Source organism: Scandinavium sp. M-37, from assembly GCF_043558715.1.
In the GTDB taxonomy this organism is placed as follows: Bacteria; Pseudomonadota; Gammaproteobacteria; order Enterobacterales; family Enterobacteriaceae; genus Scandinavium; species Scandinavium vulneris_A.
Genome location: NZ_JBIGIN010000025.1, coordinates 46,219 through 69,531 on the forward strand (window position 1 = coordinate 46,219; position 23,313 = coordinate 69,531).

Annotated in this window: 23 protein-coding genes and 2 pseudogenes; 10 read left to right on the forward strand and 15 right to left on the reverse strand. The window is 56.9% G+C overall.

The features are described from left to right. From nrdG to ACG0Z5_RS17170, 3 genes are all read right to left on the reverse strand, one after another. Complete coding sequence (gene nrdG, locus ACG0Z5_RS17160; protein WP_394449602.1) at positions 1–465, reverse strand: anaerobic ribonucleoside-triphosphate reductase-activating protein; 465 nt, start codon at positions 463–465, stop codon at positions 1–3. Between the two features lie 119 nt (positions 466–584). Beyond that, entirely contained in the window at positions 585–2,723 is a 2,139-nt protein-coding gene (gene nrdD / locus ACG0Z5_RS17165) for an anaerobic ribonucleoside-triphosphate reductase (RefSeq protein WP_394449604.1), read from the reverse strand. A gap of 228 nt (positions 2,724–2,951) precedes the next feature. Next, complete coding sequence (locus ACG0Z5_RS17170) at positions 2,952–3,695, reverse strand: MurR/RpiR family transcriptional regulator (RefSeq protein WP_394449606.1); 744 nt, start codon at positions 3,693–3,695, stop codon at positions 2,952–2,954. Between the two features lie 257 nt (positions 3,696–3,952). Here ACG0Z5_RS17170 and ACG0Z5_RS17175 point away from each other — a divergent pair, with 257 nt between their 5' ends. The 3 genes from ACG0Z5_RS17175 to celB all read left to right on the forward strand — a co-directional run bounded on the left by ACG0Z5_RS17175 (position 3,953) and on the right by celB (position 7,039). Continuing rightward, a complete protein-coding gene (locus tag ACG0Z5_RS17175; protein ID WP_319628374.1) occupies positions 3,953–4,261 on the forward strand; it encodes a PTS sugar transporter subunit IIB in 309 nt (102 codons plus the stop codon). A gap of 81 nt (positions 4,262–4,342) precedes the next feature. Beyond that, complete coding sequence (locus ACG0Z5_RS17180) at positions 4,343–5,650, forward strand: 6-phospho-beta-glucosidase (RefSeq protein WP_394449609.1); 1,308 nt, start codon at positions 4,343–4,345, stop codon at positions 5,648–5,650. 36 nt (positions 5,651–5,686) lie between these two features. Further along, positions 5,687–7,039, forward strand: a complete 1,353-nt coding sequence (gene celB, locus ACG0Z5_RS17185) for a PTS cellobiose transporter subunit IIC (RefSeq protein WP_394449611.1) — start codon at positions 5,687–5,689, stop codon at positions 7,037–7,039. 63 nt (positions 7,040–7,102) lie between these two features. Here celB and treC read toward each other — a convergent pair whose 3' ends face one another. The 3 genes from treC to treR all read right to left on the reverse strand — a co-directional run bounded on the left by treC (position 7,103) and on the right by treR (position 11,304). Then, on the reverse strand, positions 7,103–8,758 hold the full coding sequence (gene treC, locus ACG0Z5_RS17190; RefSeq protein ID WP_394449613.1) for an alpha,alpha-phosphotrehalase: 1,656 nt from the start codon (positions 8,756–8,758) through the stop codon (positions 7,103–7,105). A 51-nt stretch (positions 8,759–8,809) separates the two neighbouring features. Then, the gene (gene treB / locus ACG0Z5_RS17195) at positions 8,810–10,228 is read right to left on the reverse strand and encodes a PTS trehalose transporter subunit IIBC (RefSeq protein WP_394449635.1); all 1,419 of its coding nucleotides are present in this window, start codon (positions 10,226–10,228) and stop codon (positions 8,810–8,812) included. A gap of 128 nt (positions 10,229–10,356) precedes the next feature. Further along, positions 10,357–11,304, reverse strand: a complete 948-nt coding sequence (treR, locus tag ACG0Z5_RS17200) for a trehalose operon repressor TreR (protein ID WP_319785146.1) — start codon at positions 11,302–11,304, stop codon at positions 10,357–10,359. A 201-nt stretch (positions 11,305–11,505) separates the two neighbouring features. Between treR and mgtL the strand changes: the two genes are divergently transcribed. The 3 genes from mgtL (at position 11,506) to ACG0Z5_RS17215 (ending at position 17,002) form a co-directional block, all read left to right on the forward strand. Next, on the forward strand, positions 11,506–11,559 hold the full coding sequence (mgtL, locus tag ACG0Z5_RS17205; protein ID WP_374941337.1) for a mgtA regulatory leader peptide MgtL: 54 nt from the start codon (positions 11,506–11,508) through the stop codon (positions 11,557–11,559). A gap of 155 nt (positions 11,560–11,714) precedes the next feature. Then, complete coding sequence (mgtA, locus tag ACG0Z5_RS17210) at positions 11,715–14,423, forward strand: magnesium-translocating P-type ATPase (RefSeq protein ID WP_394449615.1); 2,709 nt, start codon at positions 11,715–11,717, stop codon at positions 14,421–14,423. Positions 14,424–14,608: 185 nt separating this feature from the next. After that, positions 14,609–17,002, forward strand: a complete 2,394-nt coding sequence (locus tag ACG0Z5_RS17215) for a beta-N-acetylhexosaminidase (RefSeq protein ID WP_394449617.1) — start codon at positions 14,609–14,611, stop codon at positions 17,000–17,002. A 48-nt stretch (positions 17,003–17,050) separates the two neighbouring features. Here ACG0Z5_RS17215 and ACG0Z5_RS17220 read toward each other — a convergent pair whose 3' ends face one another. The 5 genes and pseudogenes from ACG0Z5_RS17220 to ACG0Z5_RS17240 all read right to left on the reverse strand — a co-directional run. Beyond that, positions 17,051–17,437 (reverse strand): enamine/imine deaminase, encoded by a 387-nt coding sequence (locus ACG0Z5_RS17220; RefSeq protein ID WP_394449619.1) that lies wholly within the window; start codon positions 17,435–17,437, stop codon positions 17,051–17,053. An 83-nt stretch (positions 17,438–17,520) separates the two neighbouring features. Further along, positions 17,521–17,982 (reverse strand): aspartate carbamoyltransferase regulatory subunit, encoded by a 462-nt coding sequence (gene pyrI, locus ACG0Z5_RS17225; protein WP_394449621.1) that lies wholly within the window; start codon positions 17,980–17,982, stop codon positions 17,521–17,523. Positions 17,983–17,993: 11 nt separating this feature from the next. Then, positions 17,994–18,929 carry an aspartate carbamoyltransferase gene (pyrB, locus tag ACG0Z5_RS17230; protein ID WP_319628364.1) on the reverse strand — a complete coding sequence of 312 codons (936 nt, stop codon included), beginning with the start codon at positions 18,927–18,929 and terminating at the stop codon, positions 17,994–17,996. A gap of 2 nt (positions 18,930–18,931) precedes the next feature. Further along, positions 18,932–18,997 carry a pyrBI operon leader peptide gene (locus ACG0Z5_RS17235; RefSeq protein WP_319785281.1) on the reverse strand — a complete coding sequence of 22 codons (66 nt, stop codon included), beginning with the start codon at positions 18,995–18,997 and terminating at the stop codon, positions 18,932–18,934. Continuing rightward, positions 18,979–19,068 (reverse strand): annotated as a pseudogene (locus ACG0Z5_RS17240) (pyrBI operon leader peptide); the annotation flags it as partial. The gene ACG0Z5_RS17235 and the pseudogene ACG0Z5_RS17240, both read right to left, overlap by 19 nt. Positions 19,069–19,263: 195 nt before the next feature. Here ACG0Z5_RS17240 and ACG0Z5_RS17245 point away from each other — a divergent pair. Beyond that, positions 19,264–19,716: a YhcH/YjgK/YiaL family protein gene (locus ACG0Z5_RS17245; RefSeq protein ID WP_394449623.1), complete on the forward strand. Its 453-nt coding sequence runs from the start codon at positions 19,264–19,266 to the stop codon at positions 19,714–19,716. 96 nt (positions 19,717–19,812) lie between these two features. On the opposite strand, the gene argF is transcribed toward ACG0Z5_RS17245, so the two are convergent. Further along, complete coding sequence (gene argF / locus ACG0Z5_RS17250; RefSeq protein ID WP_394449625.1) at positions 19,813–20,820, reverse strand: ornithine carbamoyltransferase; 1,008 nt, start codon at positions 20,818–20,820, stop codon at positions 19,813–19,815. Then, a complete protein-coding gene (gene argL, locus ACG0Z5_RS17255) occupies positions 20,790–20,885 on the reverse strand; it encodes a putative translational regulatory protein ArgL (protein ID WP_374941335.1) in 96 nt (31 codons plus the stop codon). The genes argF and argL overlap by 31 nt, the downstream gene beginning before the upstream one ends. A gap of 99 nt (positions 20,886–20,984) precedes the next feature. Between argL and rraB the strand changes: the two genes are divergently transcribed. Both rraB and miaE read left to right on the forward strand, forming a co-directional pair. Further along, the gene (rraB, locus tag ACG0Z5_RS17260) at positions 20,985–21,410 is read left to right on the forward strand and encodes a ribonuclease E inhibitor RraB (protein WP_319785152.1); all 426 of its coding nucleotides are present in this window, start codon (positions 20,985–20,987) and stop codon (positions 21,408–21,410) included. A 71-nt stretch (positions 21,411–21,481) separates the two neighbouring features. Then, complete coding sequence (gene miaE / locus ACG0Z5_RS17265) at positions 21,482–22,243, forward strand: tRNA isopentenyl-2-thiomethyl-A-37 hydroxylase MiaE (RefSeq protein ID WP_394449627.1); 762 nt, start codon at positions 21,482–21,484, stop codon at positions 22,241–22,243. Positions 22,244–22,256: 13 nt separating this feature from the next. Here the strand turns inward: miaE and ACG0Z5_RS17270 are convergent, their stop codons facing one another. Further along, entirely contained in the window at positions 22,257–22,760 is a 504-nt protein-coding gene (locus tag ACG0Z5_RS17270) for a GNAT family N-acetyltransferase (RefSeq protein WP_394449629.1), read from the reverse strand. A 192-nt stretch (positions 22,761–22,952) separates the two neighbouring features. Between ACG0Z5_RS17270 and ACG0Z5_RS17275 the strand changes: the two are divergent. Next, positions 22,953–23,162 (forward strand): annotated as a pseudogene (locus tag ACG0Z5_RS17275) (DUF898 family protein); the annotation flags it as partial. Between the two features lie 15 nt (positions 23,163–23,177). Here the strand turns inward: ACG0Z5_RS17275 and ACG0Z5_RS17280 are convergent. Next, positions 23,178–23,313, reverse strand: a 136-nt coding sequence (locus ACG0Z5_RS17280) for an integrase core domain-containing protein (RefSeq protein WP_394449638.1), incomplete at its 5' end; no start/stop codon positions are given.

Consider the following 23,313-nt stretch of genomic DNA (forward strand, 5'->3'; position numbering starts at 1 on the left):
CTAGCGCAGGTGATGGACCACCTGATTGCTGCTGCCGCGCCAGATAAGCGACGGATCTTTCAGGTCCTGCACAAACTTGCCATCGACCAGGACGTTGATCCGATCCACCACTTCCCGCTGTGCTGCGTTCAGCTCTTCCAGTTTATAACCGGTCCAGACCCAGATATCTTTCCCCGGGCATTCGGCCTGAATACGTTTCACCAGCCGCAGGATCTCCGGCACGTTTTGCGGATGCAGCGGATCGCCACCTGATAACGAAATTCCCTGCCGTTTGACCCGGGTGTCGTTCAGATCGGCGATGATCTGGTCGGCCATGTCATCGGTAAACGGCAGACCGGAGTTCAGCCGCCAGGTGCTTTTGTTATAGCACCCGGGGCATTCATGCACACAGCCGGAGACGAACAAGGTGCAGCGGGTGCCTGGCCCGTTGACGATGTCGACCGGGTAATATTGGTGATAATTCATAGTGTATAACCTTTTTCCCCTCACCCTAACCCTCTCCCCAAAGGGGCGAGGGGACTTTTTGCCCCCTCTCCCTCAGGGAGAGGGCCGGGGTGAGGGGGGACAGCAGCTCAATGAATAAATTAACCTAACTGCCCATTCCCCAAATGCTTGACGCGGCGCTTCACTTCTTCCTGCTTACCGGCGTTAAACGGGCGGGCATCCGGGCTGCCTAAATAGCCGCACACGCGACGGGTTACTGAGACGCGAGCCGCGTCGTGGTTGCCGCATTTCGGGCAGGTGAAGCCTTTGCTGGTGCATTCAAACTCACCGGTGAAACCGCACTCGTAGCACTCGTCGATCGGGGTGTTGGTGCCGTAATACGGCACGTGCTGATAGCTGTAATCCCACACGTCTTCCAGCGCCTTGAGGTTGTGCTGGATGTTCGGGTATTCGCCGTAGCAAATGAAGCCACCGTTAGCGATAGGCGGGTACGCCGCTTCGAAATCAATCTTATCGTACGGGTTAACTTTCTTCTCGACGTCGAGATGGAAGCTGTTGGTGTAATAGCCTTTGTCGGTCACACCTTCTACCAGGCCAAATTCGGCGGTATCGAGGCGGCAGAAGCGATCGCACAGGTTTTCACTCGGGGTGCTGTACAGGCTGAAGCCGTAGCCGGTTTCGTCTTTCCACCGATCGACCGCATCACGCAGACGCTGCACGATGGCAACGCCTTTGGCACGCAGGGCCTCGCTGTCGTACATGTGCGAATCGCCAAACAGCGCATTGATGGTTTCGTGAATGCCGATGTAACCCAGTGAAATCGACGCGCGACCGTCTTTGAAAATTTCAGACACGTCGTCGTCCGCTTTCAGACGCACGCCGCAGGCACCTTCCATATACAGGATAGGGGCCACCCGCGCTTTGACGCCTTCCAGACGGGCGATGCGGGTCATCAGCGCTTTACGGGCGAGCTGCAGACGCTCATCCAGCAAGGTCCAGAACGCGGCTTCGTCGCCTTTCGCTTCCAGCGCAATGCGCGGCAGGTTGAGGCTGATCACACCGATATTGTTGCGGCCTTCATGCACCTGCTCGCCGTTCTCGTTTTCCCACACGCCGAGGAAGCTACGACAGCCCATCGGGGTTTTGAACGAACCGGTGACTTTCACCACCTGATCGTAGTTGAGGATATCCGGGTACATGCGCTTGCTTGCACACTCCAGCGCCAGCTGTTTGATGTCGTAGTTCGCGTCGCCAGGTTTGTGGTTCAGGCCGTCGCGGATAGCAAACACCAGCTTCGGGAACACCGCGGTTTTACGGTTTTTGCCCAGCCCCGCAATGCGGTTACGCAGAATCGACTGCTGGATCATCCGCGATTCCCAGCTGGTGCCGAGACCAAAACCGAAGGTCACGAACGGCGTCTGGCCGTTAGCGGTGTGCAGCGTATTCACTTCATATTCCAGCGACTGGAACGCGTCGTAGCACTCTTTTTCGGTGCGGGAATGGGCGTAACCGTCGGCATCCGGGATCTGCCACTCTTGCGCCGTCCGACGGTGTTTCTCAAAGCTGGCGGTCACAAACGGGGCCAGCACTTCATCGATACGGTTGATGGTGGTGCCGCCATAGATATGGCTCGCCACCTGGGCGATGATCTGCGCGGTCACGGCAGTGGCGGTGGAGATGGATTTTGGCGGCTCGATTTCCGCGTTCCCCATCTTGAAGCCCTGGGTCAACATGCCTTTCAGGTCGATAAGCATGCAGTTGAACATCGGGAAGAACGGCGAATAGTCGAGGTCGTGGTAGTGGATTTCACCGCGCTCGTGCGCCTGCACCACGTCGTACGGCAGCAGATGCTGACGGGCATAGTGCTTGGCGACGATGCCCGCCAGCAGGTCGCGCTGGGTCGGGATCACTTTACTGTCTTTGTTCGCATTCTCGTTGAGCAGCGCTGAGTTGGTCTGCTCCACCAGGCCACGAATTTCCTGATTCAGGCGGCCACGTTTTTCACGCTGGACGTCACGGTCGTGGCGGTACTCAATATAGGCACGCGCCAGCTGTTTGTAGGGACCTGACATCAGCTGATTTTCGACCGCAGTCTGGATCTCATTGATATCCACGCGCTCGCGGCCCTGCATCTGGGCGCTGACAATATCTGCGACGGTGGCGCAATAATCTGCGTCATCGACTCCCGCTGCGTTAGCCGCACGCAGGATAGCTTCCTGGATGCGTGCTGAGTTGAAAGGCGCTTTACAGCCGTCTCTTTTCATCACATGCGGTGTCATGATCACTCCATCGTTTAATACAATATATAGGGTCGGCGTGCATTTTAAGTTCTATATGTAGTGCTATGCATTAAACATGTTTGCGATTTTTTTGATTCAGAACAAAGTAAAAATGGGACAGCGCAGCAGATGGGCAGTTCTGCTTAATTAGAAATTTCTGGTAATTTGATGTGGGCAAAAAAGCAGCGAAATCAGATGTTCACAGCGCACACCGCGCTGTGAGGTCGATCACGCGATGAGGGTGTCGTTGAGCAAATCGACCAGCATCAGGATCGCGTAACGCGCGGCCTGGGGCGATGGCGCGATGGGCAGCACCTCGGCGGCCATATTGCTCAGGGCATGACTGCGCGGGGTGAGGGCGAAAATCGCCGCGCCCTGCATCCTGGCCTGCAAGGTAGCGCTTTGCAGCAGGTTGTCCGCTGGGCCAGTGGCGAGGACCAACAGGAGGTGATCGTCGCTGAGCGTGCTGGCAATCATCCGCATCAGGTTGCCATCCTGGCAAAGATTGAGCGCAATTCCGAGCGGCAGGAGCTGATGCTGTAACAGCGTCGCAAGCGGCACATCCTGCTCGCCGAGGGCAAAACAGTGTACCGCGCGGGCGGTTTGCAGCCGGGCTTTGAGCTTCTCGACCGCGCCTTCGCTGGTGTGCTGTAGCTGATGGGCAAGCGTCAGATTGATCACGTCGAAACGGTCCCGCCAGGTGGACGGCAGGGCCGGGCTGTTGCCCGATACCCAGGTTGAACGCCGTTCACTCGCCTGCGCCAGCTGTTTACGCAGGTCGCGGATATCATCGCAGCCCACCGAGCGGGCAAAACGGGTGATGGTCGCCGGGCTGACGCCCGCTTTCGCCGCCAGTTCATCAATCGACGCGCTGGCGGTAAAGCTCATGTTTTCCAGAATAAACGTCGCTACGCGGGATTCCTGCGCACTAAAGCGACTCATCCCATCCTGTAGTTGACCCACGATATCCATCGGTTTGTGTCCTTTGCGCGCTGTCACGGTTTGAAAATATTTTTCACTTATGGATAGGGCTTTTTATACCACTTAATGGCGATGACGCCTACGTTTTCGCAGGTTATCTCACCAATGCTCGCGTAAATTATGATGAGAAATTGAGCCTTGATCACATCCATGAAAATAAATTTCATATAGCCTGCTTCATTACATAATCTTAACAATATAGACATGCGCGTCGTTATTGACCGCATGAATGACTGAAGGGGAATCTCATGCAACGAATCGTTTTATGCTGTGCCGCCGGAATGTCGACCAGCATGCTGGTCAACAAAATGAAAGCCGAAGCCCAGCTGCGCGCGCTGGATTTGGATATCTACGCCGTCCCCGTCGCCGAGTTTGAACGTGAACTGCCGGGGGCCGACGTGGTGCTGCTTGGCCCGCAGGTCAAATATGAAATCACCCGTCTCGCCGCCATCGCTGAGCCGCAGGGCAAAGCCGTGGCGGTGATTGACATGGCCGACTATGGCCTGATGCGCGGTGCGGCGGTGCTCGACAAAGCCCTGGCCCTGATCGCTTCCTGATTTTCCTTTTACGCTGACCGGCACTTCCGCGTGGCGTTCACGTTCACGCGTGGGCTTCCCTGTGCCGAAAACGAGGTCATCATGACACCCTTAAAAATCGCCGTCATCGGCGGCGGCAGTAGCTACACCCCAGAACTGATTGAAGGGATTATTCTGCGTTACGAGCAGCTTCCGGTCACCGAGCTGGCGCTGGTGGACGTCGAGTCGGGTCGCGAAAAGGTCGAGATTATTGCCGCGCTGACCCGGCGGATGCTGAAACACAAAGGGCTTGAGCACGTCCACGTCAGCGTGCACTTCACGCTGGATGCCGCCATTCGCGGGGCTAACTTTGTGCTGACCCAGCTACGCGTCGGCCAACTGGCGGCGCGGGCGCAGGACGAGCGCTTAGGGCTGAAATACCATTTGCTCGGCCAGGAGACCACCGGCGTGGGCGGGTTTGCCAAAGCGCTGCGCACCATTCCGGTGATCCTTGAGGTGGCGCGCAAGGTCGAAGAACTGGCCCCGGATGCCTTTATCCTCAACTTCACCAATCCGGCGGGGATCGTTACCGAAGCGGTGAGCCGTTACAGCAAGGCGAAAATCATCGGCCTGTGCAATGTGCCGATCAACATGCAGCACATGATTGGAAAAATGCTCAACGCCGACGAAGCCACGCTCAATCTGCGCTTTGCCGGACTGAATCACATGGTATGGATCCACAAGGTGATGCAGGACCGGAAAGACGTCACCGCCGAGGTGATTGAGATGCTGTGCGACGGCAACGCGCTGTCGATGAACAACATCAAAGAGCTGCCGTGGCCGGCGGATTTCCTGCGGGCGTTGAAGGCGATCCCCTGCCCGTATCACCGCTATTTCTGGCTGACGCCTGCGATGCTGGCCGATGAGATTGAGGCGGCGAAAAGCAAAGGCACCCGCGCGGAGCAGGTGATGAAGGTTGAGCAGGAGCTGTTCGCGCTGTACGCCGATCCGAATCTGGACGAGAAGCCGGAGCAGTTGAGCTTCCGCGGCGGGGCGTACTATTCCGAAGTGGCGGTGGAGTTGATCAACGCCATTCACAACAATCTCGGCAAAGAGATGGTGGTCAACACCCGCAACAACGGCGCCATTCACGGGCTGGATGACGATGCGGTGGTGGAAACCAATAGCATTATCGACGCACAGGGCGCACGTCCGCTTACCTTTGGCCCGCTGCCTCCGGCGATGAATGGCCTGACCCAGCAGGTGAAGGCCTTCGAGCGCCTGGCCATTGAGGCGGCGGTGCATGGCTGCCGTGACAGCGCGCTGCTGGCGCTGGTGACCAATCCGCTGGTGGGCAACGTCACCGACGCCCAGGCGTTACTGGCAGAAGTCTTAACCCTGAATCGTCAGTGGTTACCGCAATTTAACTGAGTTCGGCTCTCTTACGCATAAACACGGGGTATCACCATGTCAAAAACTACGCTCATTGAACGCTATGTCATGCCCGTCGCGCTGAAAATCGCCGGGCAAAAGCACGTGCTCTCGGTTCGGGACGGCATCATTCTGAACATGCCGTTTATGCTGATTGGCTCATTTTTCCTGATTTTTGCCTACCTGCCAGTGCCGGGTTATGCCGACATGATGAGCCATCTGTTCGGCGACGTCTGGCGCGATAAGATGCTCTATCCGGTGAAGGCGACCTACGACATCATGGCGCTGATCTCGAGCTTCGGCATTGCTTACCGCCTGGCGGAAAAGTATCGCACGCTGGATCCGCTCACCGCCGGGGCGATGTCGCTGGTGGCATTCGTGATGACCATCCCACAGAACACGCTGTTCACTCCGGTTCACGGGGCGGCAGAAGTGGTCAAAGGGGTGTTACCCATCAGTATGGTGGGCAGCCAGGGGCTGTTCGTGGCGATTGTGATTTCGCTGCTTTCCACCGAAATTTATCGCTTTGTCGCCAGCCGTAACCTGGTTATTCGCATGCCGGACGGCGTGCCGCCAGCGGTGGCGAAATCGTTCCTCGCTCTGGTGCCGGGGTTCTGCGTGCTGGCGGTGGTGCTGGCCCTGCGTCTGGTGGTGGAAGCCTCACCGTTCGGCGACATTAACAGCATGATTGCGACGATTATCGGTATTCCGATGCATCATGTCGGCGGCACGCTGCCGGGGATGATTGTGTCGGTGATTTTGATAGGCATTCTGTGGACGCTCGGCCTGCATGGCGACGCCATTGTGCTGGTGTTCATTCAGCCGGTGTGGCTATCGAACATGGCGGAAAACCTGACCGCATTCCAGAATGGGCAGCCGATTCCGCACATCATTACCCAACAATTTTATGACCTGTGGATTGCCCCGGGCGGGACGGGGGCGCTGTTAGGGCTGGTGATTTTCATGGTGCTGCGCAGCCGCAGTGCGCAGATGAAACAGCTGGGTAAAATCGCCGCCCCGGCCGCACTGTTTAATATCAGCGAGCCGATGGTGTTTGGCATTCCGCTGGTGATGAACCCGTACTTCTTCCTGCCGTTTATTCTGACCCCGGTGCTGCTGGTGATTGTCAGCTACACCGCGATGGCGACCGGGCTGGTAGCACCGCCTGCGGGGATCGCGCTGCCGTTCACTACCCCGATTTTCATCAGTGGCTATCTGGCCACCGGGGGGCATGTTTCCGGCACGGTGTTGCAGGCGGTGAACCTCGGGATTTCGCTGGTGATTTACTATCCGTTCTTCCGCGCCTGGGACAAGCTGAAGGCGAAAGAGGAACATGCGTCGCAGCAGAAAGAAACGGCGGTGACCGCAGAAGCGCCCGGCGGCGCGTAGCGTGCCAGGCCGACAGGTTCGGTAGGCCCGTGCAAGCCACGCGCCGCCGGGCAATTCAACACATTACTTCTGTATCCACCACACCGCTTCAAACGGGCGCAGGGTCATCGCGCCCGGTTGAGCACCGACGTTCGGGTAGTTGCTCATCGCCACCTCCCACTCGCCGTCGACCGCTTCTGGCTGCCACGACTGGTTGTCACGGCTCAGGTTCGCCACCACCAACAGCGTCTGCCCCTGCCATTCACGGCGATAGCACCACAGGAAGGGATGCTCCGGCTGTAAATCCAGATAGCTGCCCCAGGTCAGCAGCGGTTCGTTTTTACGCAGGGCGATCAGTTGCTGATAGGTGTAGAACACCGAATCCGTATCTTTCAGCGCCGCCTGGACGTTAATCTCCTGCACGTTATCGGCGAGGCTTATCCAGGGTTCTCCGGTGGTAAACCCGGCGTGAGTCTCGCGGCTCCACTGCATTGGGGTCCGGCTGTTATCGCGCGATTTACTGGCCAGGATCGCCAGCAGCTCGTCAGCATCAAAGCCCTGGGCACGCAGTTCGGCGAACATGTTGTGGCTTTCGACGTCGCGATAATCGGTGATGCGCGAGAAGTGGGGATTGGTCATGCCAATCTCTTCGCCCTGATAGATGTACGGCGTGCCCTGCATCCCGTGCAGCACCATCGCCAGCATTTTCGCCGCCGGAACGCGGTATTCACCTTCATCGCCAAAGCGCGACACGATGCGTGGCTGGTCGTGGTTACACCAGAACAGCGCGTTCCATGCCACATTGTGCATTCCCTGCTGCCAGTGGCTGAACAGGGCTTTCAGCGCCACGTAATCCGGTTTGGCGAGGGTCCACTTTTCCCCGCCCGGATAGTCGACCTTGAGATGATGGAAGTTAAAGGTCATCGACAGCTCGCTGCCATCGAGGGAGGCGTACTGCTGGCAGTTATCGAGGGTGGTAGAGGACATTTCGCCCACCGTCATCAGGTCGCGCGGGGTGAACACATCCCGGCTCATCTCTTGCAGAAATTCGTGCACGCGCGGGCCGTCGGTGTAGAAACAGCGCCCGTCGCCGACCGGATCGTTCGGGAAATCCTGGTCTTTAGAAATCAGGTTCACCACGTCGAGGCGCAGGCCATCTACCCCGCGATTGGCCCAGAATTCGCAGACCTTTTTCAGTTCAGCGCGAACCTGCGGGTTTTCCCAGTTGAGGTCCGCCTGTTCAGGCGCGAACAGGTGCAGAAAATACTGTTCGCTTTCGGCGTGCCACTGCCAGGCGTTGCCGCCAAACTTGGAGCGCCAGTTATTCGGCAGCTCGCCCGATTTCCCGTCGCGCCAGATATAGAACTGACGATACGGGCTGTCCGGGTTGAGTGAGGCCTGGAACCACGGATGCTGCGTCGAGGAGTGGTTCAGCACCATGTCCAGCACGATCCGAATCCCGCGCGATTTGGCTTCAGCCACCAGTTCATCGAAGTCTTCCAGCGTGCCGTAGGCCGGGTCGATGGCGGTGTAATTCGCCACGTCATAGCCGTTATCCACCTGCGGAGAGACATAAAACGGCGTCAGCCAGATGGCATCAATCCCGAGGGTTTTCAGGTAATCCAGACGCAGGGTGACGCCGCGTAAATCGCCGGTGCCGCTGCCGGTGGTGTCCTGGAAACTTTTTGGATAGATCTGGTAGATGACGCCGTTTTGCCACCACTGCGGAAGGTTGTTCATAAGGCTTTCCTGATCAAAAACAGAAGGGGCGCAAGCGCGCCCCAAAAGGAGTTAAACGATTTGCAGCGTGCCCTGACGGAACTTACGCTGGTACATCACCGTGGTGAGGACAATCGGGATAATCACCGCAATTGCCATCGCCAGGGCATAAACCTGCCAGAAGGTTGGTTGAATGGAGAGGATCCCTGGCAGGCCACCGACGCCGATGCCGTTGGCCATCACGCCGTTCAGACCGCAGAGTAAACCCGCCAGACCGGAGCCGACCATCGCACACAGCATTGGGAAACGGTATTTGAGGTTGATGCCGTACATCGCCGGTTCGGTCACGCCGAGGAAGGCGGAAATCGCGGCCGGAACGGAAATCTCACGCTCGTTGTGTTTCTTGCTACAGATAATGATCCCGACCACCGCAGAGGCCTGAGCGATGTTAGACAGCGCAATCAGCGGCCACACCGGCGTACCGCCCATGCTCTGAATCATTTGCATGTCGATGGCGAGGGTAGTCTGATGCACGCCGGTGATCACCAATGGCGCATACAGGAAGCCGAACAGCGCGGCACCAATCGGCGCGAAGCTGCCGGTCATCAGGTGACGCACCGCATAGGCCACGCCGTCGCCAATCCAGCGGCCAAACGGGCCGATAAAGGCATGCGCCAGGAATACCGCGAGGATCAGCGAACACACCGGAACCACCACCAGATACAGATAATCAGGCACGATCCGCTTCAGGCGCGTTTCAATCATGCCGAGCGCCAGGCCCGCCAGCAGGGCCGGGATCACCTGCGCCTGATAGCCGACTTTCTCAATTGCGAACAGGCCGAAGTTCCAGACCTCCGGGATTTTGCTCCCGAGTTCGTAGGCGTTCATCAGCTGCGGGGAAACCAGCGTCACGCCGAGCACGATGCCGAGAATCGGCGTCCCGCCCATTTTCTTGACCGCAGACCAGCAGATGCCGACCGGCAGATAGAAGAAGATAGCCTCGCCAATCAGCCACAGGAAGTCATACAGGGTTTTCAGGCCGGGATACATCTGCGCCAGGGTCTGGCCGTTGCTCATCGGCACATCGCCGATCACGTTACGGAACCCGAGGATCAGACCGCCACTGATCAGCGCTGGCAGCAGTGGGAAAAAGATTTCCGCGAAGTGCGAGATCATCCGCTCATGCCATTTCATGTTCTGGCGCGCCGCGAGTTTGGCCTGCTCTTTATCTGCCGATGCCTGACCGGTGCTGGCGATCAGCACCTTGTAGTAATCACCGACTTCGGTGCCGATCACCACCTGGAACTGCCCGGCGTTGGTGAAGCAGCCTTTGACCATCGGCAATTCTTCGATGGCTTTCGGGTTGGCCTTCGCCGGATCGTTGAGTACAAAACGCAGGCGGGTAATGCAGTGGCTGACCGTGGCGATGTTGTCCCGTCCACCCACCAATTCGATCAGCCGATCGATATCCTGTTGTCTGACTTTGCTCACCATGAAACCTCAAGAAGAGAGTAATGACCTGGACGCAAGCCTATCCGTTTCGCTTATTTGGGAAAATGGGAACGTTCCCGAAATCAGGCGAGGATCACAATAATTCGTTATGAACAGGCAGGAAGGGATCAGGCCAGGGCGGCCGGGATAACCAGCTGCTGCGGCGCGGCGCGGCCGTTGATCTGCTCGATCAGCTGGTGCGCAGCCTGACGTCCGGCCTCGCCGTAGCCGGGATCGACGGTGACGATTTCCGGGTGCAGGAACTTCATAAGCGGGGTGTTGCCGACGCTCGCCAATTGCAGGGTGTCGTTACGCTGTTCCTGAAGATATTTGCTGGCCCCGAGCGCCAGGGTGTCAGTGGCGCACACCAGCGCGGTGGTCTCGGCATGGGTGACGCTGGCCACCGCGTCATAGCCCTGTTTCATCGCCAGGCCGGGGAGGGCGGCGACCGGGTGCAGCTTGTGCTTTTTGCAGAAGGCGAGGTAGGCATCGTGACGGCGTTTGCCGGTGGTGACATCGCTGTGCGGCACGCCGAGATAGCTGATATGGCGGTGGCCTTTGTCGTACAGGCGCTGCATCAGCAGGGTGATCGCCCCTTCGTCGTCGTAGCATACCGAAGCAATGCCTTTGGCATCGCGCGCCAGCATCACCAAAGTGTCGCGCCACGGGGTTAACATCGCGTCGGTAATGCCGGTAAAACCAAACAGCACCACGCCGTCGATATTGCGGCGCTGCAACATCCCGAGGTGCTCGGCGACTTTCTCCGCCGAGAACTGGCTCTCCATCATGATGGGGTCGTAACCCTGTTCATAAAACGCCGGGAGCATGGTCTGCACCGCGAGGTTTTCCGACAGCGAATCCAGACGGCTCATGATAATCGCCACCACTTTATCGCTCTGACCGCGCATCGCGCGCGCCGAACGGGATGGGGAAAAATCGTGCTGATTCATCACCGCTTCCACCCGTTCACGGGTGCGCTGGCTGACGCCACTTTCGTTATTCAGAACACGAGAGACGGTCGATTTTCCGACGCCGCTTAAGCGTGCAATGTCTTTGATGGTCAGCCGGTTTTGCATCCTTTTTTCCCGTGTCAGCGATGGCGGTGTGATTATAAGGGATCCTGATTGAGCGTAAACCCGTTCTCCCGGACTTCAAATGAGTAAAATCTGGTATACGTTCCGTTTAGGAAACGGGGTCTATGATACTGGCATTGTCGCTACGCAGTGTCATTTTATGCACCGAAAGCGCGTGGCGTTTCTTCACTTACCGGAGGCTGTATGGATCCTGATCCCACTTCCCATCATCGATGGAGCAACATTTTCGTCCGGTAAGCCCGTCTTTGCACTGCCTTGCCCGACGACGCGTGAGGCAGTGACGTCAATTCATTGAAGTCCCTGTTTTAAAAGTTAAGTGCCCTTCAGGCACTGCCTTGCTGTGCCTGAAAAAGACTCGCGATCGCCGAACGGTGAGCGCTGAGGGACTTATTATGCTGAAAAACATCACCCGGCAGCTGCTCGACAAGCTTAGCCGCCATCTGCCACATCGTCTGGTCAGCCGCGATCCGCTCCCGGACGGCAAAACCCTGGCAGCCACCCCGATCCCGGATTCGTTGAGCAAGCAGTGCCTGAACGTTGCGGCGATGGATGAAAACGAAATCTGGCGCGCGTTCAACAGTCACCCGGAAGGACTGAATGCATCTGAGGTAGAAGACGCCCGCGAACAGTACGGCAGCAACATCATTCCGGCGCAAAAACCGTCGCCGTGGTGGGTGCATTTGTGGCTGTGCTACCGCAATCCGTTCAACCTCCTGCTGACCCTTCTCGGCATCATTTCCTATTCCACGGAAGACCTGTTTGCCGCCGGGGTGATCGCCCTGATGGTCGGGATCTCGACCCTGCTGAACTTCGTGCAGGAAGCGCGATCCACCAAAGCGGCGGATGCGCTGAAGGCGATGGTAAGCAACACCGCCACGGTGCTGCGCGTGGTGAATGAGCAGGGGGAAAGCCGCTGGCTGGAGATCCCTATCGATCAACTGGTGCAGGGCGACATCATTAAACTGTCGGCAGGCGATATGATCCCGGCGGATCTGCGGGTGTTCCAGGCGCGCGATCTGTTTGTGGCGCAGGCGTCGTTGACCGGGGAATCGCTGCCGGTAGAAAAAGTGGCGCGTAGCCGCCATCCGCAGCAAAACAACCCGCTGGAAAGCGACACCCTCTGCTTTATGGGCACTAACGTGGTCAGCGGCTCGGCACAGGCGATTGTCTTCGCCACCGGCGGCAATACCTGGTTTGGTCAGTTGGCCGGGCGCGTGAGCGAACAGCCAAACGAACCGAATGCGTTCCAGAAAGGCATCAGTCGCGTCAGCATGTTGCTGATCCGCTTTATGCTGGTGATGGCCCCGGTGGTGCTGTTAATTAACGGCTACACCAAAGGCGACTGGTGGGAGGCGGCGCTGTTTGCGCTGTCGGTGGCCGTCGGCCTGACCCCGGAAATGCTGCCGATGATCGTCACCTCGACGCTGGCGCGTGGGGCGGTGAAGCTGTCGAAACAGAAAGTTATCGTCAAACACCTCGACGCCATTCAGAACTTTGGCGCGATGGATATCCTTTGCACCGACAAAACCGGCACCCTGACGCAGGATAAAATCGTGCTGGAAAACCACACCGATGTATCCGGGAAAACCAGCGAACGCGTGCTGCACAGCGCCTGGCTCAACAGCCACTATCAAACCGGGCTGAAAAACCTGCTGGATGTCGCGGTGCTGGAAGGCGTGGACGAAGAGTCAGCGCGTAGCCTGTCCGAACGCTGGCAGAAAATCGACGAGATCCCGTTTGATTTCGAACGTCGCCGGATGTCGGTGGTGGTGGCCGAGCACAGCGACGTCCACCTGCTGATTTGCAAAGGCGCGTTACAGGAAGTCCTCAACGTTTCGACCCAGGTGCGTTACAACGGCGAAATCGTGCCGCTGGATGACACCATGCTGCGTCGGATCAAACGCGTGACCGATACCCTGAACCGTCAGGGCCTGCGGGTGGTGGCGGTGGCGACCAAATACCTGCCTGCTCAGGAAGAGGATTATCAGCGCATTGATGAGTCGGACCTGATCCTCGAAGGTTATATCGCGTTCCTCGATCCGCCAAAAGAAACCACCGCTCCGGCGCTGAAAGCGCTGAAGGCCAGCGGCATCACCGTGAAAATTCTCACCGGGGACAGCGAGCTGGTGGCGGCGAAAGTCTGCTACGAAGTCGGGCTGGATGCGGGGGACGTGGTGGTCGGCAGCAGCCTTGATGCGATGAGCGACGATGCGCTGGCAGAACTGGCCAAACGCACCACCTTGTTTGCTCGCCTGACGCCGATGCATAAAGAGCGCATCGTGACCCTGCTGAAACGCGAAGGCCACGTGGTCGGCTTTATGGGGGACGGCATCAACGACGCCCCGGCGCTGCGCGCGGCGGATATCGGGATTTCCGTCGACGGTGCGGTGGATATCGCCCGTGAAGCGGCGGATATTATCCTGCTGGAAAAAAGCCTGATGGTGCTGGAAGAAGGGGTCATTGAAGGCCGTCGGACCTTTGCCAACATGCTGAAATACATCAAAATGACCGCCAGTTCTAACTTCGGTAACGTCTTCAGCGTGCTGGTGGCGAGCGCCTTCCTGCCGTTCCTGCCAATGCTGCCGTTGCACTTACTGATTCAGAACCTGCTGTACGATGTATCCCAAGTGGCGATTCCGTTTGATAACGTCGACGATGAGCAAATCCAGAAACCGCAGCGCTGGAACCCGGCGGATTTGGGACGCTTTATGATTTTCTTCGGCCCGATCAGCTCCATTTTCGACATTCTGACGTTTTGCCTGATGTGGTTTGTGTTCCACGCCAACACCCCTGAGCACCAGACGCTGTTCCAGTCTGGCTGGTTCGTGGTCGGGCTGCTGTCGCAGACGCTGATTGTGCATATGATCCGTACCCGCCGCATTCCGTTCATCCAGAGCCGTGCTGCGTGGCCGCTGATCGTGATGACCCTGGTGGTGATGGCGGTCGGTATTGCGCTGCCGTTCTCGTCGCTGGCGTCGTATCTGTCGCTACAGGCGCTGCCGCTGGCCTACTTCCCGTGGCTGGTGGCCATCCTGGTGGGGTACATGACGCTCACCCAACTGGTGAAAGGCTTCTACGCTCGTCGGTATGGCTGGCAGTAATTTTTCTCCTCACCCCGACCCTCTCCTCAGAGAGGAGAGGGAGAAAAGCGCGCAGGCTTTCCCCTCTCCCCTTTGGGGAGAGGGCTAGGGTGAGGGGATCTGACCGCACTTCACGCTTGACCCTCAAATCGGCGCATGTTACCTCATTGGATTGCCTTTTTTTGGCCCGTCATAAAGGAATCCCCATGCTTAAAACTGTGCGCTACAGCGTGTTGACGACTGGACTGTTATTGAGCGGCTTTGCGCTGGCAACGCCTGCCGGAGATTTACCCCTGATGCCCTGGCCTGCGCAGCTTGAACGCCCGGCCACGCAGGGGGCGCTGGTGCTGAATAATCAACTGACCATCAATTTACGCGGTGACGATTTGGGCGAGGCGGTCACCCGTCTTCGTGAGCGAATTTCCCGCCAGACCGGCTGGGAAATGATGCCGCAAAACGGCCCCGCCAAAACCCCAACCATTGATATCGTTATCGCCCGCAAAGTGCCCGCCGTTCCCCGACCGGACAGCGATGAAAGCTACAAGCTGGTGGTGGATGAAAGTGGGATAAAGCTCACCGCCAACACCCGCTTTGGCGCACTGCATGGGATGGAAACCCTGTTGCAACTGATTCAGAACGGGCCGAATAACACCGCCATTCCGTATGTCACCATCGACGATGCCCCGCGCTTCCCGTGGCGTGGCGTGCTGCTGGATTCCGCGCGTCACTTCCTGCCCGTCGAAGATATTAAACGTCAGCTCGATGGCATGGCGGCAGCGAAACTGAACGTCTTCCACTGGCACCTGAGCGACGATCAGGGCTGGCGTTTTGCCTCGACCCGCTACCCGAAATTGCAGCAGCTGGCCAGCGACGGCAAGTTCTACACCCCGGCGCAGATGAAAGACGTCGTGCGCTACGCGGCGGAGCGCGGTATTCGCGTGGTGCCGGAGATCGACATGCCGGGCCATGCTTCGGCGATTGCGGTGGCCTATCCGGAACTGATGAGCGCGCCGGGCCCGTATGAAATGGAGCGCCACTGGGGGGTGTTGAAACCGGTACTCGATCCGACCAAAGACGCCACTTATACCTTTGCCGATGCGATCGTCGGCGAACTGACGGCCATTTTCCCCGATCCGTATTTGCACATTGGCGGCGATGAGGTGGATGACACCCAGTGGAAGAACAATCCGGCGATTCAGAAGTTTATGCAGGACAACAAGCTGGCAGACAGCCATGCGTTGCAGGCGTATTTCAATCGCAAACTGGAAACGATCCTCGAAAAACATCATCGGCAGATGGTCGGCTGGGACGAGATTTACCATCCTGACCTGCCGAAAAGTATTCTGATCCAATCCTGGCAAGGGCAGGACGCGCTCGGCGAGGTGGCGAAAAATGGCTACAAAGGCATTCTTTCCACCGGGTTCTACCTCGATCAGCCGCAAAGTGCGGCCTATCACTATCGCAATGAAATTGTGCCCCAGGGCCTGAACGGCGTGGATAACATCAGCGATGCTGACAGCGCCCAGAGCTGGACGTTCACCATGCCGCGTCTGAAGGGCAGCCCGGTGGAAGGCAGCTTTACCCTGGTGAAAGGCTCCCAGGAGTGGCGTGGATTTATTGATTTTAAAGGCAAATCCCGCCGTGCCGTGGACGATATCGAATGGCTCAGCCCGGACCAGGTCACCTTCACGGTTGATACGTGGATGGGGGAAACCCGCCCGGTGCTGAGCATTCATGACGATCGGCTGAAAGGCTATTTCCTGGTGGGTAACGTCCGTTATCCGATCACCGGCGAACGGTTGGACGACGTTCCGCCAGGCATTCAGCCGGTCGTGCCGGACGAGGCGCAGCAAAAAAATCTGCTCGGGGGCGAAGCCGCGCTGTGGGCGGAAAATATCGTCGCGCCGGTGCTGGATATCCGTCTGTGGCCACGTGGATTTGTGGTGGCGGAACGGCTGTGGTCGGCGAAGGACGTGAATGACACCGACAACATGTATCAGCGTTTACAGGCCATCGACGGCTGGTCGACGGTGTCCGTTGGGCTGCAACAGCATACCCAGCAACTGGCGCAGTTTACCCGTCTGGCAAATGGCGGCGGCACGCTGGCGTTGCAGATTTTAGCTCAGGCGATTGAACCGGCGCAGTATTACACCCGGCAGCATCTGAAATTCCAGGCCGGAAACTATCACCAGTTTGAGCCGTTGAACCGTTTTGCCGATGCCTTACCGGCTGAAAGCAACACCGTGCGCCATCTCAACGAATGGGCGGAGAATCTGGTCAGCGACGCGGAAGATAACGAGAGCGCCGATGCGCTGCGTCACGTCTTTACCCGCTGGCAGAACAATACCGCAGACGTGCTGCTGCTGACCGACGGCAATTATCAGCTGTCGACCATGAAACCGGTGGCGTTGCAGGTGGATAAACTGGCGGCGTTAGGGCTACGGTTAACCGATCTGGTGGCGCGGCAGGGCACGCTGGATGACAAGGAGTATGCGTCGATTCAGGCGCAGCTTGATGAAGCGGCCAAAACCCAGGATGAAGTGGTGATTGCGGCGGTGTACCCGCTGGAGACGCTGCTGCGGGCGACGCGGATCGAGTAATTTTGTCGTCATTGCCCGGTGGCTGACGCCGCCGGGCATGGGGGGCGATTAACGACGAACGGCAATCGCTTCGATTTCAATCTTCACGTCTTTCGGCAGACGCGCGACTTCCACACAGGAACGTGCCGGGAAAGTCGCGTTATGCTCAGTGAAGAAGGCTTCGTAGGTGGCGTTAACGGTAGCGAAATCGTTGAGATCTTTCACGAAAACGGTAGTTTTCACGATATCGCCGACTTTCAGGCCTGCGGCTTCAACGATAGCCTGCACGTTTTCCAGCGACTGACGCGCCTGCGCGGCAACATCGTCTGCCACGGTGCCGGTTTTCGGGCATACCGGGATTTGGCCGGAAGTGATAATCATACTGCCTAAATCAACGCCCTGAACGTATGGGCCAATGGCTGCTGGTGCATTTTCCGTCGCGATTACTTTGCTCATGATGTCTCCATTTGTGACAGCGGGTTTAGGTTTCAAAATAACCGGGCCATTATAGGCAGCCCGGCACCTGATACCAACCTCAATTAGTTGGCCAACACCACAGTATGAGAGAACTCTTTTTCGCAGTATTTGCACTTCAGCGCGATATCATCGGCGCGTTTTTTGACGCTAAAGCTGGATGAGACCGGCTCCGCGTGGCTGATGCAGTTGCTGTTCGGGCACGCCAGTACGCTTTCAAAACGCTCCGGCAGGCTCGGACGGGATTTGCCCACCACTTCATACTCGTCGATGCGGTTCACCGTGGCCTGCGGGGCATACAGCGACAGCTGGTTAACCTGCTCGTCGGTCAGGAACGTATTCTCGATTTTAATCAAATCTTTCCGTCCCATTTCGCCCGACGGCAGATTCAGACCGATGGTGATGCGTTGATCGGTTTCGGTCAGTTTGAACAGCGTCAGCAGTTTAAAGCCGATTTGCGCCGGAATATGGTCAATCACCGTACCGCGTTTGATGGCTTCTACCTGAAGTTTATTATCGTGTGTCATCGTCATTCCCCTTACAGTGCCAGGTCGCTGTTCAGAACCAGCGCCAGTAACGCCTGGCGCGCGAAGATGCCGTTCCCGGCCTGCTGGAAGTACCAGGCGTGCGGGGTTTTATCGACATCGGTGGTGATTTCATCAATGCGCGGCAGCGGATGCAGCACCTTCATGTTACTGCGGGCACCTTCGAGGTCCGCCGCACGCAGGACAAACTGCGCTTTCACGTTGGCGTATTCGGACGGGTCCAGGCGCTCTTTCTGCACCCGGGTCATGTACAGAATGTCCACTTCCGCCATCACTTCCTCAATGGTGCCGTGCAGACTCCAGGCAATGCCTTTCTCATCGAGCATATCGAGAATGTACTGCGGCATCGCCAGCGCATCCGGGGCGATAAAGTAGAAGCGGTTACCGTTAAATTTGGCCAGTGCCTGGGTCAGGGAGTGCACGGTGCGGCCATATTTCAGGTCACCCACCATCGCGATACTGAGGTTTTCCAGTCGGCCCTGAGTTTCCTGAATGGTGAACAGGTCGAGCAGGGTTTGCGTCGGATGCTGGTTCGCACCATCCCCGGCGTTGAGAACCGGCACGTTGCCGGAAAACTCGGTCGCCAGACGCGCCGCGCCTTCCTGCGGGTGGCGCATCACAATCGCGTCCACATAGGTGCTGATCACCGAAATGGTATCGGCCAGGGTTTCGCCTTTTTTGCCCAGCGAAGTGTTGGCGCTGTCCGAGAAGCCGACCACGCTGGCGCCGAGACGATGCATCGAAGTTTCAAACGACAGACGGGTACGGGTGGAGGCTTCAAAGAAGCAGCTGGCGATGACCTTATGCTTCAGCAGTTCGGGCTGCGGGTGCGCTTTCAGTTTGGCGGCAGTCGCCAGCACCAGTTCAAGGTCTTCGCGGCTGAGATCGTTTATGGAAATGATATGTTTTTGATATAGCGGGTTAGCCATTGTTATCTCCTGACGCCTGGGCAAAAAAAAAGCCCCTTAAAAAGGGGCTCTTGAATTTGGTGATGCAACGGAAGAAAAACGGCAGGCCAGCGTCAGTTTTCAGACGCGGTAAGACAGAATGTCGAACGCAGTTGACCATGCTTCCTCCCGGCAAATCGGCTGGCATTATACGCAGCTGTGCGTGCGGATCAAGCGATTCGTTCACAGACAGGGAAACGTTTGCCTGGGAATAATTTGCGCCACTACAAATATCCCTAAAAAAGAAGTGGTATGGCACATCGATTGCGGGTATAAAAATCCGAAATGAAACGTTGTTTTATATTTGGAGGTTTTTATGATCGCCGGAAATATTCACCATCTGCATAGCTGGCTGCCGCAGGAACTGCGTGACGCCATCGAACACGTTAAAGCCCATGTCACCGATGCCACGCCGCTGGGTAAACATGACATCGACGGTAACCGTCTGTTTTATCTGATTTCTGAAGACACCACCGAGCCGTTGGCCGCGCGTCGCGCCGAGTATCACGCGCGCTATCTGGATATTCAAATTATCCTCAAAGGCCAGGAAGGGATGACCTTCAGCACACAACCGGCGGGCACACCGGATACCGACTGGCTGGCGGATAAAGACATCGCGTTTCTGCCGGAAGGCGTGCAGGAAAAAACCGTGGTGCTGAGCGAGGGGGATTTCGTGGTGTTTTACCCAGGCGAAGTGCATAAGCCGCTCTGCGCCGTGGGTTCGTCTGCGAAAGTGCGCAAAGCGGTGGTGAAGATGTTAGTTGAGTAAAGATTAACCCTCACCCCGGCCCTCTCCCAGAGGGAGAGGGAGAAAACCGCTCCGGCGAGTCCCCTCTCCCTGAGGGAGAGGGTTAGGGTGAGGGGATTACCCCTGACTCAACGTCGCCACCATCACTGCTTTAATGGTGTGCATCCGGTTTTCCGCCTGATCAAAAACGATGCTGGCTTGCGACTCAAACACCTCGTCCGTCACTTCCATTCCGCCGTGCAAACCGTACTCCTCGGCCATCTGTTTACCCAGGGTAGTCTGGTCGTCATGGAAGGCGGGCAGGCAGTGCAGGAACTTCACCTGCGGGTTGCCGGTGAGGTCCAGCATCTGTTTATTCACCTGGTAGTCACGCAGCAGCCCGATACGTTCGGCCCATTTTGACTTCGCTTCCCCCATCGACACCCACACATCGGTGTAAATGAAATCGGCATTTTTGACCCCGGCGGCAACGTCTTCCGTCAGGGTGATATCGCCGCCGTTTTTCTGCGCCAGCGCTTTGCATTCGGCGACCAGGCTGGCGTCTGGCCAGCAGCTTTTTGGCGCGACCAGACGCAAATCCAGCCCGGTTAGCGCAGCCGCTTCCAGCATCGAATTGCCCATGTTGTTACGCGCATCCCCGGCATATACCAGCGTCATCTCATTGAATGCTTTGCCGGGCAGATGTTCCTGCATGGTCAGCAAATCGGCCAGCAGCTGCGTCGGGTGGAACTCGTTGGTCAGGCCGTTCCACACCGGAACGCCCGCGTATTGCGCCAGCGTTTCCACCACTTCCTGACCGTGGCCGCGATACTGAATACCGTCATACATCCGGCCCAGTACTCTGGCGGTGTCTTTAATCGACTCTTTGTGGCCAATCTGGCTACCGCTGGAGCCGAGGTAGGTAACGCGTGCGCCCTGATCGTATGCGGCAACTTCGAAAGAGCATCGGGTGCGGGTCGAGTCTTTTTCGAAGATGAGCGCGATGTTTTTGCCGGTCAGTTTGGGCACTTCATTGCCGTTCTTTTTGTCGGCTTTAAGCTGGGCGGCCAGCGTCAGCAGGTGAGTGAGTTGAGCAGGTGTAAAATCGAGTAATTTCAAAAAGTGATTCTGGTATAACGCAGACATTTTTCCCTCTCATGGCACAAGCCACTTATTGAATTAAAATTCAATTTATATGTATGAATATTCATTTGCAACCCCGTTTCACAATTCTTTCGCGGAAAGGTGGAGGCATTGACTGCGGTATGTGAAAATAGAAGTATCTGCCGAACATCATTGAGGAACGAGCTATGGCAAACCCGGAACACCTGGAAGAGCAGCGCGAAGAAACGCGTCTGATTATTGAAGAGTTACTGGAAGATGGCAGCGATCCGGACGCGCTGTACACCATCGAGCACCACTTCTCGGCGGACGATTTCGAAACGCTGGAAAAAGTAGCGGTAGAAGTCTTCAAACTGGGTTACGAAGTGACCGAGCCGGAAGAGCTGGAAGTAGAAGAGGGCGGCGAAGTGGTTATCTGCTGCGACGCACTCAGCGAATGTGCGCTCAACCCGGAGCTTATCGACTCGCAGGTAGAACAGCTGATGAACGTGGCTGAGAAGTTCGGCGTGGAATATGACGGCTGGGGCACCTACTTCGAAGATCCTAACGGGGAAGGCGAAGAAGGCGATGACGAAGACTACATCGACGAAGATGACGATGGCGTTCGCCACTAAGTTTTAACTGATGTGATGACCGATGCGGCAGAGCCTTCTGCCGCATCCTTTTATGAGACCGCGCAGCACACATGAATTACCCGCAGATACTCGCTCCCGTTTTAGCCTTTCTTCAGTGCCCAACTCCGCAGGCGTGGATAGACCAGGCCCGTTCCCCTGAACATCTTCCCCTGTTGTTGACCGACCATCTGGTGTGCGAGTTGAAAGCCGCGCAGACCGCGATGCTGCTGGTGCGCAAATACGTTGCCGACAAAGAGGGGGCCGATGCGCTGCTGGCATGGTTGCAGCCGTATGAAGCCTTTGCTTTTCGCGGCGGCCCGGAGCCAGATTTTATCGCGCTGCAAAAGCAGATTAGCAAAAGCGTGATGCCACAGACCGACGACCCGTGGGGTCGACAGCTTATCGACCGCATGGTCCTGCTCATCAAAGAGGAACTGCACCACTTCTGGCAGGTGCGGGAGATGATGCTGGCGCGCGACATTCCGTACGTGAAAATCACCGCCAGCCGCTATGCCAAAGGGATGCTGAAAGAGGTGCGCACCCACGAACCCTTGACGCTTATCGACAAGTTGATTTGTGGGGCATACATCGAAGCGCGTTCCTGCGAGCGATTCGCCGCCCTGGCCCCGTATCTGGATGAAGAGTTGCAGACGTTTTATCTGTCGCTGCTGCGCTCTGAGGCACGCCATTATCAGGATTACCTGACGCTGGCGCAGCAGGTGTCTGACGAAGACATCACCCCGCGGGTGCGTTTATTTGGCGAGGTCGAAGCGGGGCTGATTTCGACCCCGGATGCAGAGTTTCGTTTTCATAGCGGGATCCCCTCTGCGTAAAGAGAGGGAATGATTACAACACCTTCAGCATCCGGACTTCGCAATCGACATGGCCGGTACAGCCCAGCGGGCCGTCGATATGCTCAAAGCCGAGATGCTCATACAGCGCAATGGCTTCTTTCAGAAACGCGGTGGTTTCCAGATAGCAGCGGGTAAAGCCGTGCTCGCGGGCGTGATCCATCGCCAGCAGGGCCAGCTTCTTCGCTAACCCTTTGCCTCGGGCGCTCGGCAGAAAATACATTTTTTGCAGTTCGCAAATATCCGGCTCGCTACAGGTTAACGGTGCCACACCACCACCGCCTACCACTTTCCCGTCCTGTTCAATCACCCAATAGGCGTGCCCTGGCTGGCTATAGAGCTGATACAGCTCGTCCAGATTCGGGTCAGCCACGGTATAGCCTTTATCGGCGGTCAGGCCATATTCGGCAGAGACCTGACGAATGACACGGGCAATCGCCGGGTTGTCATTAGGCGTCAGGGCACGCAGGAGGAGAGTCTGATCGGCAGAAAAAATCATTTTATTGCTCAATAAAAAACAGGTGAAACATAATTCTATTTAATACCACTCCGATAAACAGCGTGCAAGGCCGGATTACGGCAAATCTGCGTCTTGCCGCGACCTTAAATGGCAGACATACTGCGGGCTTAGAGCACGATCCGATAGATATTCATCTAAATTATACATCTTAAAAAAGGGAATGTTTTTAATATGATTAGTAGCAAGGCTGGTGCTGCGAATTCACAGCATGTATTTATATTTCATGGAAAGGCTTGGCCATTCTTTATTATTTGTCTGGTGAATTTGGTCTTAACGATAATTACGTTTGGCATTTATCTCCCTTGGGCGTTCGTAAAAACCCGTCGCTATATCTATAAGAATATGGAGTTGAATGGCGTTCGTTTTAACTATCATGCCACTGTAAGCATACCTGTTTTAGTTCCACACACTTTTTGAGAGTTCCGGTTTTTCAGCCATCAGCCGGTATTCTTCCGGCGTCAGGTTATTCAGGGATTCATGAGGCCGCTCGCTGTTGTATTCCGTCAGCCAGCGCTCTGTAATTTCCCGTGCT

What these genes read in the sequence shown, in the direction of transcription:
- nrdG (WP_394449602.1), bottom strand. Translation starts at nt 465, where the DNA reads ATGAATTATCACCAATATTACCCGGTCGACATCGTCAACGGGCCAGGC.
- nrdD (WP_394449604.1), bottom strand. Translation starts at nt 2,723, where the DNA reads ATGACACCGCATGTGATGAAAAGAGACGGCTGTAAAGCGCCTTTCAAC.
- ACG0Z5_RS17170 (WP_394449606.1), bottom strand. Translation starts at nt 3,695, where the DNA reads ATGGATATCGTGGGTCAACTACAGGATGGGATGAGTCGCTTTAGTGCG.
- ACG0Z5_RS17175 (WP_319628374.1), top strand. Translation starts at nt 3,953, where the DNA reads ATGCAACGAATCGTTTTATGCTGTGCCGCCGGAATGTCGACCAGCATG.
- ACG0Z5_RS17180 (WP_394449609.1), top strand. Translation starts at nt 4,343, where the DNA reads ATGACACCCTTAAAAATCGCCGTCATCGGCGGCGGCAGTAGCTACACC.
- celB (WP_394449611.1), top strand. Translation starts at nt 5,687, where the DNA reads ATGTCAAAAACTACGCTCATTGAACGCTATGTCATGCCCGTCGCGCTG.
- treC (WP_394449613.1), bottom strand. Translation starts at nt 8,758, where the DNA reads ATGAACAACCTTCCGCAGTGGTGGCAAAACGGCGTCATCTACCAGATC.
- treR (WP_319785146.1), bottom strand. Translation starts at nt 11,304, where the DNA reads ATGCAAAACCGGCTGACCATCAAAGACATTGCACGCTTAAGCGGCGTC.
- mgtA (WP_394449615.1), top strand. Translation starts at nt 11,715, where the DNA reads ATGCTGAAAAACATCACCCGGCAGCTGCTCGACAAGCTTAGCCGCCAT.
- ACG0Z5_RS17215 (WP_394449617.1), top strand. Translation starts at nt 14,609, where the DNA reads ATGCTTAAAACTGTGCGCTACAGCGTGTTGACGACTGGACTGTTATTG.
- ACG0Z5_RS17220 (WP_394449619.1), bottom strand. Translation starts at nt 17,437, where the DNA reads ATGAGCAAAGTAATCGCGACGGAAAATGCACCAGCAGCCATTGGCCCA.
- pyrI (WP_394449621.1), bottom strand. Translation starts at nt 17,982, where the DNA reads ATGACACACGATAATAAACTTCAGGTAGAAGCCATCAAACGCGGTACG.
- pyrB (WP_319628364.1), bottom strand. Translation starts at nt 18,929, where the DNA reads ATGGCTAACCCGCTATATCAAAAACATATCATTTCCATAAACGATCTC.
- ACG0Z5_RS17245 (WP_394449623.1), top strand. Translation starts at nt 19,264, where the DNA reads ATGATCGCCGGAAATATTCACCATCTGCATAGCTGGCTGCCGCAGGAA.
- argF (WP_394449625.1), bottom strand. Translation starts at nt 20,820, where the DNA reads ATGTCTGCGTTATACCAGAATCACTTTTTGAAATTACTCGATTTTACA.
- argL (WP_374941335.1), bottom strand. Translation starts at nt 20,885, where the DNA reads ATGAATATTCATACATATAAATTGAATTTTAATTCAATAAGTGGCTTG.
- rraB (WP_319785152.1), top strand. Translation starts at nt 20,985, where the DNA reads ATGGCAAACCCGGAACACCTGGAAGAGCAGCGCGAAGAAACGCGTCTG.
- miaE (WP_394449627.1), top strand. Translation starts at nt 21,482, where the DNA reads ATGAATTACCCGCAGATACTCGCTCCCGTTTTAGCCTTTCTTCAGTGC.
- ACG0Z5_RS17270 (WP_394449629.1), bottom strand. Translation starts at nt 22,760, where the DNA reads ATGATTTTTTCTGCCGATCAGACTCTCCTCCTGCGTGCCCTGACGCCT.